Source organism: Caballeronia sp. SEWSISQ10-4 2 (genome assembly GCF_030464885.1).
Classification (GTDB): domain Bacteria; phylum Pseudomonadota; class Gammaproteobacteria; order Burkholderiales; family Burkholderiaceae; genus Caballeronia.
Genome location: NZ_JALPRJ010000010.1, coordinates 108,441 through 120,635 on the forward strand (window position 1 = coordinate 108,441; position 12,195 = coordinate 120,635).

Below are 12,195 nucleotides of genomic sequence, written 5' to 3' on the forward strand. Positions count from 1 at the left end.
AAGCCCTTACTGGTTAAGAGCCTGCTGAGCGGCAACGCCCTTGTACTGCACGTAGGCAGTGTCGCGGAGCTCACGCAGCCAGTCGGAATACGCTTGTTCCGCCTTGCGCTGGCCGATCGCCTGACGCGCCGTGTCCAGTTGCTGCTGCACCGAACCTTCCGCTTCGCGGCGTGCCAGCACCTCGATCAAGTGATAACCGTACTCGCTGCGCACCGGATCACTGACTTCGCCGTCTTTCAGGTTGTTCATGGCGCGCTCGAATTCCGGCACGGTTTCGCCCGGGCTGATCCAGCCGAGATCGCCGCCCTGCGACGCCGAACCGTCTTGCGAATAGGTCCGCGCGAAGTTGGCGAAGTCGCCGCCCTTCGCAACGTCAGCCTTGATTTCCAGCAGTTTCTGACGCGCGACCGGCTCGGACGTGCCCTCGGCGACGCGTATCAGGATGTGCCGGACGTGGGTTTGCACGAGCTTGGGGGCATTGGCGGCCTGGCCTTGTCCTGTGCGGCGTTCCACCAGCTTGATGATTTCAAACCCGCCATCGGTGCGAATCAGTTGCGGATTCACCGAGTTCGGACGCAGCGACGAAACCGCCGTCACGATAGAAGCCGGCAGCGAAGCCTGCGTACGGAAACCGAGATCGCCGCCCTTGGATGCGTCGGTGTCCTGCGAATTGCTCTTCGCCAGCTTGGTGAAATCCGACCCGCTCTGCGCGTCTTTCAGCACAGCGTCGGCCTTCGCCTGAATCGCGGCAATGTCCGCCTGCGACGCGTTGTCCGGCACCTTGAACATGATGTGCTGGAGATGCAGGTCGTTGGACTGGTTGGCGTTCGGTCCGCGCTGGCTTGCCACGTAGTTCGCCACTTCCGCGTCCGACACCGTGATCTTGCTGTCCACCTCTTTCTCACGCAGTTTCGACAGCGTCAGCTCGGTGCGGGCATCGCGTTGAAAGGTCGCCCATGGAACGCCTTGCGCCTCGATCCGCGCGCGGTACACGTCGAGCGTCATCTGGTTTTGCTGCGCGAGACGCTCGAGCGTGCGTTGCACGGTGGCGTCATCAATGGTGATGTTGTCTTCCTTCGCCTTCTGCAACTGGATGCGCTCGATCACCATCTGGTCGAGCACCTGGCGCTGCACCTGATCCGCTGCGGGCACCGGCGCGTTCTGCTGTTGCAGGCGGCGCACGATAAGACCCGTGCGGTCAGCGAGTTCACGTGCCGTGATGACGTCGTTGTTCACCACCGCGACGACCGAGTCCGCAATCTGCCCGCCGCCCGCCGTGGACGTGGACGACAGCGCCTGAGCGTGCGCCACCGGGCCGGCCAGTAAAGCTGCGGCGAAAACACCTGCCGCGAACATTGCGCACTTCAACTTGTTCATGTTTGACACAGATACTCCATCGATTGCGGCCGGTGACCGGCCCTATTGCCTTGCTCTGCTGCGTGCACACACTCCGCACGCTCATTCGTAATTGGTGTAACGCGCGAGCGGAGCGGGCGGCGGCGGCGGCGGCGTATAACCGTTGACGCCGGCGCGGAACGCTGCGGTCAGTCCATTATCGACGTTCGACAAGCCCTTGAACGTCAATTGAGCGAGAACGCGCGTGCCGGCAGTGTTACTGCCGGTGCTAGTAACACCGTTTGCGTAACGCTGCAAACCGACGCCGAGCGTCCAGCAGTCGGCATCGTACTGGAAGCCCAGCAGCCCGTCGACGAGACGATGGCCTGCCAGATCGTAGTTCACCCGGCCGACGCTATAAATGTGTCGCGTCAGCGGCCATTGCGCCGAAATCAAAATCTGGTTGATCGGCGAGGTGGACAGCGTGGTTTCGTTCGCCCGCGTGTACCGGTAGCCGATATTGATGACCTTGCGCGCTTCCGGGCTGAATCCGAAACCGACGCTCGAGCGCACCAGCTGGTTGTTATCGGCATTATATTGGAACGCCGTTTCCTGTGAAAAACCAGCGCCCAGCTTGAAGGACGCGCCCAGGATCAGGTCCGAGTGTTTCGCCTGGTCAAGTGACTGCGTGCTCGAGATGGTGACGCGCTGCGGCTGGAAATAATACTGCTGCGCAATCACAAAACGCGCGCGCTCGTCGCCCGTTGCCGGGTTGATGAAACGCGAAGTCAGGCCGACCGTCAGGCGGTTGGCGTCGGCGATACGGTCATTACCCGCGTACGTGTTCGGCGTATAGATTTCGGCGAGGCTGAAGTCGGACTGGCCGGTGTCGAAGATAGGCGCGAATTGCTGGTTCCGATACGGCGTGTACACGTAATACAGGCGCGGTTCCAGCGTCTGGATGTAATCCTGCCCGAAGATGCGCACCGAACGGTCGAACACGAGACCGGTGTCGAAGCTGACCGTTGGAATGGATTCCGTCAGGCTCTTCGGCTGGCCAGCGGGCGTGCCATTGGCCGCGCTGCCAATGTGATTCAGGTCGTACGACGCGAAGTGATACTGGACCTTCGGCGTAACGAAATAACCCGGCCCGGTGACGCTGTAGCTCAGGTAAGGATTAAAAACAGCGCGCTGGCCTTCCGTGGAGTCCGCAATGGTGGTCGTGAAGCGCGTGTAGTCCGCTTCGGCGCCGTAGTCGAAACCGCCGACGTTGTACTTGTTGTACAGCACGTTCAACTGCGGCTCGCGCGCATACGGCGCGGTCGCGGGGGGCAATACCTGCCAGCGCTGTTCGTGCGCGAGAATCGACCACGGCCCGTTGTTGTACGTGAGCCCCACTTCCTGCTGATACAACACTTGCGTGCCGTTCAGGATCTGGCTCGTGGCGTTGCCCAGGTCCTCCGGATACTGATTGTCCGAGACCTTGTTGTAGTTGATGTACCCGCCGAAACCGCCGCCAAAGTTCTGCTGGTGCTGGATGTAGATCGCATAGCGGTTCGTATGCGTCTGCATGTCCTGCGGCAGGAATTCGCCGGTGATCGTGCCCGAATAAGTAGGCGACAAATACCGGAACGTGGATTGCAGCTGAATGCCGCGCCGCGTCATCAGGCGCGGCGTGACCAGCAAATCGCGATTCGGCGCGATATTGAAGTAATACGGCAGCGACGCTTCAAAACCGGTGGTTGAATTCAGCGACACCGTGGGCGGCAACATGCCGCTGCGCCGTTCGCCGGTCAGCGGGAACGACAGCCAGGGGCTCGCGAACACCGGGAAACCCTGGAAAAACAGCACACCGTTGTGCGCGACGCCTTCGTTCGCGGCGGTATCGAAGTCGAACGACGTGCCCTTGATGTACCAGGCCGGGTCCGTCTCGCACGAGCAGGCCGTGTACGTGCCGTGGTCCACGCGGGTCTGTTCGTTGTCGATCAGGTCCGCGCGCTCGGCACTGCCCGAGCCGTTCGAGAGGTTAAAGCGGTACTTCGGGTTCGTCATGTAACCCTCGTTCGCCTCCACCTTCAAGTGCGCTTCCGGGCCGATAAACGAATTACCGTTGCTGAAGATCCTGACATGACCGTAAGCATCGGCCATGTCGGTGTCCTGGTCGTAATGCAGCGCATCCGACTTGACCACCGATACGTTGCGGCGCAATTCCGCCGAACCCTTCGCGGCCATGTCCTGGTCCGCCGTGCCCGTGGTGTGGTCGCCGAGCACGAACGTGGCCGGCTGGTCGCCCTGCCGCAGCGGCCGTTCTTCGAGCTGCGGCGCGAGCCGCAGGCTCCAAGCGTCGCCGAGAGGTTGCGAGTCGGCTGCCGCGCCCGCTAGCTGCGCGTGCGCGAGCGCCGGCATGAGGCCCGGCACTGCTATCAACGCCGCGAACAGCCGCCGCCTGCGTGGCCGCGCTTCGCGCAATGTAACTGGTTTGGAAAACTGTCGTGGCGGCATGTTTGAGTGCTGTTCAATCGCGTCACGCTCGGCGCTCGACGAGAGCGCCCGGGCACAGCCACCGGAACTCGCGCCACCCGAGTTGTCGGTTCGCTGCGAACGAAATGAATCAATCGATGGATGATACGGGCGGCTGTCGTGCCCTTTGGAAGCCAACGATGCCGTTGTGGCCTGCCAAAGGCTTCGCGCCGGGCGCAAACGGAATGCTTAAAAAAGTCGTGGGGTATTATATGGCAAGACGTTTCACCCCTCGAGTTTATGACGCCCAATCCCCCGGATTTTCGCCTTACCCAGCTTCATGACTGGCTGCAATCCAAGGCCGAGCGGTATCGGCTGGACCTTTCCACGCTCAGCGCCGCTTCCGCCGATGCCAGTTTCCGGCGTTATTTCCGGCTGGCCGCCGACAGCGATCTTGGCAAGACGCTGATTGCCGTCGACGCCCCGCCGCCCGAGAAGTGCCGCGAATTTGTGCAGGTGGCCGGGTTGCTGCGCGATGCCGGTGTGCATGTGCCGCAGATCCTGGAAACGGATTTCGATGCCGGCTTCATGCTGGTGACGGATCTCGGCACGACCACGTATCTTTCCGTCCTCGATGAAAAGAACGCCCGGCCGCTGATGCGCTCGGCTATTGATACGTTGATCAAGTTCCAGGTCACGTCGCGCGAAGGCGTGCTGCCTTTGTTCGATGAAGCGTTCCTGCGCCGTGAAATGGAACTGATGCCCGAGTGGTTCGTGGCGCGGCATGTGGGTCATACGCTGGACGTTGCCGAGCGCAAGGTGCTGGATGACACGTTTTCGGTGCTGGTTCAAAGCGCGTTGGCTCAGCCCCAAGTCTTCATGTTGCGCGATTTCATGCCGCGCAACCTGATGGTCAGCGAGCCGAATCCCGGCGTGCTCGACTTTCAGGACGCAGTGTATGGGCCGCTGAGCTATGACATCGCTTCGCTGCTGCGGGATGCGTTCATTAGCTGGGAAGAAGCGTTCGAACTGGACTGCTTCGTCTACTACTGGGAAGGCGCCCGGCAGGCCGGATTGCCCGTGGATGCCGACTTCGGCGAGTTTTACCGCCAGATCGAATGGATGGGGTTGCAACGTCACATCAAGGTGCTCGGGCTGTTTGCGCGGATTTATCACCGCGATGGGAAGCCGCAGTATTTGGCGGACCTGCCGCGATTTATTGGCTATGCGCGCAAGGTATCGGAGCGATATCGGCCGTTGCGGCCTTTTGCGCGCCTGCTCGATACGCTGGAAGGACGCGCGGTGGACGTGGGTTATACGTTTTGAGCGCCTTGAACATAGCGATGATCTTCGCCGCCGGGCGCGGCGAGCGCATGCGTCCGCTGACGGATTCATGCCCGAAGCCTTTGCTTAAGGTTGGCGGGAAAGCCCTAATCGTCTGGCAAATTGAACGGCTGGCTGCCGCGGGGTTCAAGACAATCGTCATTAATCACGCGTGGCTTGGACGGATGTTTCAATTGAAGCTCGGCGATGGCTCCCGCTGGGGCGTTCAATTGCGCTATTCGGCCGAGACTCATGCGTTGGAAACGGCTGGTGGTATTGCCCAAGCATTGCCGTTGCTGGAAGAGCACGGCGAAGCCACCGTTTTCGCGGCAGTCAGCGGCGACGTGTTCTGCGAATTCGACTACGCACGATTGCACGAGCGCGCCGCGAAGATGGCGCTGCAAGACGAACCCGCGATGCATCTGGTCATGGTGCCGAATCCACCGTTTCATTCCATCGGCGATTTCGCGCTCGATCAGCAAGGCATGCTTTCCCTCGACGGTTCGCCGCGGTTTACCTTCGGCAATATCGGCCTGTACGACACGCGCATGTTCCGCGATCTCGCCACCGCCACGCGGCGCGCGCTGACTCCGTATTACCGCGAGACCATCGCGGCCGGGCGTGCGACAGGTGAGTTGTTTGAAGGGCGATGGGAGAACGTTGGTACGGCTGCCCAGTTGGAAGAATTGAATCGAGTGCTGCGGGGCAAATGAGCACGCATTAATCCGATGCGAAATCCGTATCCGGAATAATCACTCTCGCAAGATCACGCTCGACTTACCCGATCCGCCCTCCCGCCAGCCGCCCGCTCGCCAAATGGTAAAATCCGCTTCTCCTTTCGTCTCACTGCGCGGTTGCCCCCACCATGTCCGATACCCGTCCCGATACCCTCTTCGCGCTCACCGCGCTTTCCCCGCTCGACGGCCGCTACGCCGGCAAGACCGAGGCATTGCGCGAATGGCTGTCCGAATACGCGTTCATGAAGCATCGCGTGAAGGTGGAAATTCACTGGCTGATCGCGCTGTCGCAAGCGGGATTCGATGAAATCCCGCGCTTCTCCGAGTCTTCCGAAAACTTCCTGCTCCAGCTCGCCGAGCGCTTCACCGCTCACGACGCGGCGCGGATCAAGGACATCGAAAAGGTCACGAATCACGACGTGAAAGCCGTCGAATACTGGCTCAAGGAATCGGTGAAAGGGCAGCCGGAACTCGAGCGCGCCAGTGAGTTCATCCACTTCGCGTGCACGTCGGAAGATATCAACAACACGTCGCACGGCATGATGATCGCCGGCGCTCGCGAACACGTGATCCTGCCCGCGCTGCGCTCCGTTCACGAACGCCTCGTCAAACTGGCCCATGCACACGCCGAACAGCCCATGCTCTCGCGCACGCACGGCCAACCCGCCAGCCCGACGACGCTCGGCAAAGAAATGGCGAACGTGGCTGCGCGCTTGCAGAACGCGATCGAGCGAGTTGCCGAAGTGCCGGTTCTCGGCAAGATGAATGGCGCCGTCGGCAACTTCAATGCGCATTTGTCAGCGTATCCGGATTTCGATTGGGAAGAATTCGCTGAAGGCGTGGTGGAAGATCGCCTGAAACTGACGTTCAATCCGTACACCATCCAGATTGAACCGCACGACTACATGGCCGAGATGTTCGACGCCATTTCACGCGCCAACACGATTCTTCTCGATCTCGATCGCGATATCTGGGGTTATATCTCCGTCGGTTATTTCAAGCAGCGGACGAAGGCGGGCGAAATCGGGTCATCGACCATGCCGCATAAGGTCAATCCCATCGATTTCGAGAACTCGGAAGGGAATCTCGGATTGGCGAATGCGACGCTGCGCCATCTCGCCGATAAACTTCCCATCTCGCGTTGGCAGCGCGACCTGACGGATTCAACCGTGCTGCGCAATATCGGCGTGGCGTTCGGTTATTCGCTGCTGTCATACGATTCGCTGATTCGCGGACTCGATAAACTCGAAGTCAACGCTGCGCGCTTGAATGAAGATCTGGATAACTGCTGGGAAGTTCTGGCCGAGCCGATTCAAACCGTCATGCGCCGCTACGGCGTGGAAAATCCCTACGAACAACTGAAGGAACTGACGCGCGGGAAAGGCATCACGCAAGAAGGTTTGCAGACGTTTATCAAAGGGCTGGCTATTCCCGATGACGCGAAGAACCTGCTGCTCGCAATGACGCCAGGATCCTATGTAGGAAAAGCGGTGGAACTGGCGAAGCGGATCAAGTAATCCTGAGTCAGCCAATCAAGGCCGTTCAGTGCAATGTGCAATGAACGGCCTTTTTCTTTGCGTGAACATATTTGCCTTCGAGTTATCGTCTTCAAGTCATTGCATTTCAAACCGCACCGCTTGCTCGACTAGAAGCTCCGCGTGCGCGGTCGAGTGCTCGACCACGTTATATACGACTCCGCTCACTTCAGCCGTGCCGTGATGTTCCCAAGTACCTTCAAACAGACCCGGTACATGAGACGTTGTCAGGTCCACTGAATCGCCTTCCTTACCGTTCACAATAAGCTGCTGCTTACCGTCATGGATAAAGAGGTCTTGTTCGCCAAAACCATCAGGTCGGCAACCGTTAGCTTCAGCGCGTTGTGATGGCCGCCAAGATGGAAAGCTCCGATGTGCGCCCCTTGCCTTGGTTGAGTACCATCAATCAGCGAACCCAGATCGAGAACCTGATGGTCGCAGAGAAACGCAACGATGTCGAAGGCCTTGGAACCGTCCGTCGCCACTGACGCCTTTCTTGCGTACCCGTTCGGATCAAGGCCCATGTCCGCAGCTATACCGGAGGCCTCGGACAACGAAGAATGATTCATGAAATGATTCGGCGGAAAAAAGGGAGCTGCCGCGCCGACGCTGTTGATCTCCCGTTGCGCAAAAAGATTCAGCGTTTCGAAGTCATCGTGGTCCGATTGCACGGTTTCCGCAGCATCCACGGTGATGGAGAAATAACTGCTTGCGCTGCTCATGCCGCAGTCCGTCACCTGAGCCGCGGACAAATCGTGAATGCCGTCAAACAGCGGTTTCGATAATTGCAATGACCGGTCGCCCTGCCCATTCGCCGAGACCACACCGAGCAGCACAGTGCCGTCGTGCACGTCGACGGTTGCGAATGGATCGGTCTTGCCCGAAACAAGCGGCTTGGCATTGTTGATGGTGCCGCCGTTTAGCGTACCGCCCACGCTTTTAATAACTGCCTGCAGGCGAGCGTCGAATTCAGAGGCCATTTTATTGTCCTGTTACAGATTGGTAAATCGGCGGGCGTTTCATGAACCGCATTGAACCGCCTGAGATGCGGGTCTTTTAATATGACCGAACGCGACAGAAAAGTAATGCCTTTTAATGGCTGAAAACCGAACCACCGGGATCCGGAAGCGGAAACAATCTGTTGGGCGAAATGAATACAAAAAAGCCGTTCCAGAACTTCCTGGAACGGCTTTCTCTTACTGCGTTGATTCAACCAGCGCGCCGCTCTTCAGTAACACGCAGTTCCTCACCGTCAATGCACGATGACGATCTGCACCCTTGCTGAACCAGAAATTCGGTGTGTGCGCCTAAATGTACTGAATCACCGGTGTGACTTGTGTCCTGCGCGTGCAACGAAGCTGCGTCGTCGAACAGGCGATGCCACGGCCGACAGCAGCGTGGCATGCGGAATAGTCGCCGGACAGGACGCCGAAGACGCGCTGTGGTTACCTTTGATATCGACGGCAACAGCAGTGAAATCATGGCTGCCTGCGTGGAGATTCGTTGCCGTGTACGACCAGACACCTTGTCCATTTGCAATAATGGTCGTGATTAAATCAGCGCCGTCAAACAACTGGACGTAATTGCCGGCCGCCGATTTTCCCGTCAATACAGGCGTGGCGGTGATGGACACGTCAGTAATCGTTGGCGCTACCGGCGTCTGACTCTGCGGTCCCGTCACGGAAACCACCGTCACGAATTGTTCGGACGATGCGCTCCAGTTGTCGTGGTCGTTGCTATCCATTGCTATGACCGTGAACTGGTGCTTGCCAGCTTTGATGTCGACGGTTGTTGAATACGACCACGGGCCGTCCGCGTTGGCGACAACAGTTCCAATGAGTCGTGCACCGTCATAAACCATGACGACATCGCCTGCGTCGGCGGAGCCGGTGACTGTCGGCCGGCTTGTGCCAATTACCGAGCCGTAGGACTTACATATACGATTATTCCGAGAAACCAGCTCGGCTATTGTGACGTTTGATGAAACGCAAAAGGCCGGTGGTTAACCGGCCTTCTTCCGTTTAAATGACGCTCGATGCCCGACTAGCGCTCCATCACTTCGCTCAGCACCTTATCCACAATCTCCTCCGGCGATAACGCAATATCCACTTCAATCGCTTCATCCGGTCCCGGTGGTTCCAGCGTATCCAACTGGCTTTGCAGTAACGCGGGATCGAAGAAATGGCCTGTGCGGGTTTTGATCCGCTCTCTCAGCAACTCCGGCGTTCCCTTTAAATAGACGAAGGTCACGTCCTTGTCGCCATCGCGCAGAATGTCGCGATACACACGCTTCAACGCCGAGCATGCGTACACGTGCGTAGTGCCGTCCGCCTGCTTTTCTTCAATCGATGCACGGATCGCCTTCAGCCACGGCCACCGGTCATCGTCGGTCAACGGAATGCCGTTGTGCATCTTGTCCTTGTTCGCCTGACTGTGGAAACTGTCGGCATCGGCGAAATCGCAACGCAGCCGCTCGGCCAGCATTTCACCAATCGTGGTCTTGCCGCAACCCGATACACCCATCGCAATCAATATCATCGAAATCTCCTTACACGACCGTCGCAAGCGCGAAGGTCAAACCCAAACCCATCAGCGAAATAATCGTTTCGCACAACGACCAGGTCTTGAACGTCTGGCCCACGGTCATCCCGAAATACTCCTTAACCAACCAGAAACCGCCGTCGTTCACGTGCGAGAAAATCAGCGAACCGGAACCTGTGGCCAGCACCAGAAGCTCAGGACTCACGCTGCTGCCGGCCGCCGCTGCAATCGGCGCAACGATCCCGCATGCGGTGGTCATCGCGACGGTCGCGGAACCGGTTGCGAGGCGAATCAGCGCAGCCACGAACCAGCCGAGCAGCAACGGCGATAAATGCGCGGCCGATGCCGTGGTGACCAGTTCCTGCGAAATCCCGCTCTCGCGCAGCACGTTGCCGAAGCCGCCGCCCGCGCCCACGATCAGCGTGATCCCCGCAATAGGCGCGAGGCATTCACCGCAAAACTTCTGGATCTGTTCACGATTGAATCCACGCGATGCCCCGAAACTCCAGAAGCTGAACAACACGGCGATCAGCAACGCCACGTCCGAGTTGCCGACGAAGTGGAGCAAGTTGTTGAGAAGGGATTTCGGCGTGGTGAACAAATCGGCCCAACTGCCGATCAGCATCAAAATTACCGGCAGCAAGATGCTGAACAGCGTGATGCCAAAGCCCGGCAGCTCGCGCGTTACACCTTCCTTATGTGATTCGACGAATTGCGCAGCCAGCGGGTTGTTCTCCGGCAGCTTGATGTATTTGTGGATCAGCAACGCGAACAGCGGACCGGCAACGACGGCCGTAGGAACGCCCACGATCAATCCGTACATGATCGTCCGGCCAATGTCCGCGTGATACGCCTGTACGGCCAGCAGCGCGGCCGGGTGCGGCGGAATCAGCCCGTGCACGACCGAGAGTCCGGCGACCATCGGCAAGCCGATCAGCAGCAGCGACTTCTTCGTGCGTTTCGCGACGTTAAACGCAATCGGAATCAGCAACACGAAGCCGACTTCAAAAAACACCGGCAAGCCAACGATGATCGCAACGAACATCATGGCCCAGTGAATGTGTTTCTCGCCGAACCAACTTATCAACGTGTTCGCAATGCGTTCCGCACCGCCCGATTCGGCCATCATCTTGCCAAGCATGGTGCCAAGCCCAACCACCACCGCTATGTGACCGAGCGTGTTGCCGTTGCCGGTTTCGAACGCCTTGACGATCTTGTCCATCGGCATGCCGACAGCCAGCCCCAACAACAATGAAACGATGATCAGAACGAGAAACGGGTAAACCTTATAGCGCGTGATCAGCAAGATCAGCAAAGCAATGGCGATAACCGCGTACACCAGCAGCATGCTGCCGTGGACTGGTTCCATGAAGCGCCTCCCTTCAGTTATTGACGTTTTTAGACTTGCGGTTACGTTTGCCGTCGCTTGACAAGTAGTCAGTTGATTCAGGCGTCCGGCCAAGCGCACACGCAGCCGGCGAGTGATTGACACGGAATTTTACTTGCAGCACCCGAAACCTGTGCAGCGAGTATTCCCGAATGTGAAAAAGCCTCTGCGATGCACTGGTCGGCGCATCGCAGAGGCTTTTGCGTATTGCTGTATTGCTGTTTTGCTACGGTGCGGCTTATTGCTTGTGCGGCGCCAGTTCGCTGGCCGCCCGCGCGAGACGCGTCACTTCTGCCCAGTTTTGCGCGGCGAGCGCCGCTTTTGGCGTCAGCCACGAGCCGCCGACGCACACCACGTTCGGCAGCGCCAGGAAATTCGGCGCGGTTTCCGCAGTGATGCCGCCCGTCGGGCAGAACTTCAGGCCCGGAAATGGACCGTTGAGCGCTTGCAGCATTGATACACCGCCGGCTTGTTGCGCCGGGAACAGCTTCACGATCTCATAGCCGAATTCCATCGCCTGGATGATGTCGGTCGGTGTCATCACGCCAGGCAGCAATGGCAAACCCGCGTCCAGCGACGCCTGGTGAATCTCCTTCGTCAAACCCGGCGATACGCCGAATTGCGCGCCCGCCTTCTTCGCCTGCGCGCAATGTTCGGGTTTGGTGATCGTCCCCACGCCCACGACGATATCGTCGGCCAGATGACTCGCCCGCTCGATAGCCGCAAGCCCCGCCGCCGTGCGCAGCGTGATCTCGAGCACCTTGACGCCGCCCGCGTGCAGCGCACGCGAGACGTTCTCACCTTGTTCGACCGAATCGAATGCGAGGACCGGAATCACCGGACCCAGACGCACGATTTCACTTACCGTTTTCATTTG

The 12,195-nt window shown here is 58.9% G+C and carries 11 protein-coding genes; 3 read left to right on the forward strand and 8 right to left on the reverse strand.

Features of this window, described 5'->3' with window-relative positions; genetic code table 11:
* Nucleotides 1–6: 6 nt before the first annotated feature.
* Together M0D69_RS09260 and M0D69_RS09265 are read right to left on the reverse strand one after the other, a co-directional pair.
* Nucleotides 7–1,386, reverse strand: a complete 1,380-nt coding sequence (locus tag M0D69_RS09260) for a peptidylprolyl isomerase (protein WP_301781725.1) — start codon at nucleotides 1,384–1,386, stop codon at nucleotides 7–9.
* Between the two features lie 72 nt (nucleotides 1,387–1,458).
* Complete coding sequence (locus M0D69_RS09265; protein WP_301781726.1) at nucleotides 1,459–3,837, reverse strand: LPS-assembly protein LptD; 2,379 nt, start codon at nucleotides 3,835–3,837, stop codon at nucleotides 1,459–1,461.
* Nucleotides 3,838–4,095: 258 nt separating this feature from the next.
* Here M0D69_RS09265 and M0D69_RS09270 point away from each other — a divergent pair, with 258 nt between their 5' ends.
* The 3 genes from M0D69_RS09270 to purB all read left to right on the forward strand — a co-directional run bounded on the left by M0D69_RS09270 (nucleotide 4,096) and on the right by purB (nucleotide 7,372).
* The gene (locus M0D69_RS09270; protein WP_301781727.1) at nucleotides 4,096–5,121 is read left to right on the forward strand and encodes an aminoglycoside phosphotransferase family protein; all 1,026 of its coding nucleotides are present in this window, start codon (nucleotides 4,096–4,098) and stop codon (nucleotides 5,119–5,121) included.
* Between the two features lie 17 nt (nucleotides 5,122–5,138).
* Nucleotides 5,139–5,831, forward strand: coding sequence for an N-acetylmuramate alpha-1-phosphate uridylyltransferase MurU (gene murU / locus M0D69_RS09275; RefSeq protein WP_301781728.1), 693 nt, complete (start codon nucleotides 5,139–5,141; stop codon nucleotides 5,829–5,831).
* 152 nt (nucleotides 5,832–5,983) lie between these two features.
* Nucleotides 5,984–7,372, forward strand: a complete 1,389-nt coding sequence (purB, locus tag M0D69_RS09280; protein WP_301781729.1) for an adenylosuccinate lyase — start codon at nucleotides 5,984–5,986, stop codon at nucleotides 7,370–7,372.
* A gap of 96 nt (nucleotides 7,373–7,468) precedes the next feature.
* Here purB and M0D69_RS09285 read toward each other — a convergent pair whose 3' ends face one another.
* The 6 genes from M0D69_RS09285 to eda all read right to left on the reverse strand — a co-directional run bounded on the left by M0D69_RS09285 (nucleotide 7,469) and on the right by eda (nucleotide 12,192).
* Nucleotides 7,469–7,651 carry a hypothetical protein gene (locus M0D69_RS09285; RefSeq protein ID WP_301781730.1) on the reverse strand — a complete coding sequence of 61 codons (183 nt, stop codon included), beginning with the start codon at nucleotides 7,649–7,651 and terminating at the stop codon, nucleotides 7,469–7,471.
* Nucleotides 7,648–8,370, reverse strand: a complete 723-nt coding sequence (locus M0D69_RS09290) for an Ig-like domain-containing protein (RefSeq protein ID WP_301781731.1) — start codon at nucleotides 8,368–8,370, stop codon at nucleotides 7,648–7,650. Before M0D69_RS09290 ends, M0D69_RS09285 begins: the two co-directional genes overlap by 4 nt.
* Before the next feature lie 341 nt (nucleotides 8,371–8,711).
* Nucleotides 8,712–9,359: an Ig-like domain-containing protein gene (locus M0D69_RS09295; RefSeq protein ID WP_367619697.1), complete on the reverse strand. Its 648-nt coding sequence runs from the start codon at nucleotides 9,357–9,359 to the stop codon at nucleotides 8,712–8,714.
* A 74-nt stretch (nucleotides 9,360–9,433) separates the two neighbouring features.
* Nucleotides 9,434–9,928: a gluconokinase gene (locus M0D69_RS09300; RefSeq protein ID WP_301781732.1), complete on the reverse strand. Its 495-nt coding sequence runs from the start codon at nucleotides 9,926–9,928 to the stop codon at nucleotides 9,434–9,436.
* Between the two features lie 10 nt (nucleotides 9,929–9,938).
* On the reverse strand, nucleotides 9,939–11,300 hold the full coding sequence (locus M0D69_RS09305; protein ID WP_301781733.1) for a GntP family permease: 1,362 nt from the start codon (nucleotides 11,298–11,300) through the stop codon (nucleotides 9,939–9,941).
* A gap of 256 nt (nucleotides 11,301–11,556) precedes the next feature.
* Entirely contained in the window at nucleotides 11,557–12,192 is a 636-nt protein-coding gene (gene eda, locus M0D69_RS09310) for a bifunctional 4-hydroxy-2-oxoglutarate aldolase/2-dehydro-3-deoxy-phosphogluconate aldolase (protein WP_301781734.1), read from the reverse strand.
* Nucleotides 12,193–12,195 lie beyond the last annotated feature (3 nt).

Excerpts from the sequence above, each read along its gene's own strand:
- M0D69_RS09265 (WP_301781726.1), bottom strand. The coding sequence starts at position 3,837 with ATGCCGCCACGACAGTTTTCCAAACCAGTTACATTGCGCGAAGCGCGG.
- M0D69_RS09270 (WP_301781727.1), top strand. The coding sequence starts at position 4,096 with ATGACGCCCAATCCCCCGGATTTTCGCCTTACCCAGCTTCATGACTGG.
- murU (WP_301781728.1), top strand. The coding sequence starts at position 5,139 with ATGATCTTCGCCGCCGGGCGCGGCGAGCGCATGCGTCCGCTGACGGAT.
- purB (WP_301781729.1), top strand. The coding sequence starts at position 5,984 with ATGTCCGATACCCGTCCCGATACCCTCTTCGCGCTCACCGCGCTTTCC.
- M0D69_RS09290 (WP_301781731.1), bottom strand. The coding sequence starts at position 8,370 with ATGGCCTCTGAATTCGACGCTCGCCTGCAGGCAGTTATTAAAAGCGTG.
- M0D69_RS09300 (WP_301781732.1), bottom strand. The coding sequence starts at position 9,928 with ATGATATTGATTGCGATGGGTGTATCGGGTTGCGGCAAGACCACGATT.
- M0D69_RS09305 (WP_301781733.1), bottom strand. The coding sequence starts at position 11,300 with ATGGAACCAGTCCACGGCAGCATGCTGCTGGTGTACGCGGTTATCGCC.
- eda (WP_301781734.1), bottom strand. The coding sequence starts at position 12,192 with ATGAAAACGGTAAGTGAAATCGTGCGTCTGGGTCCGGTGATTCCGGTC.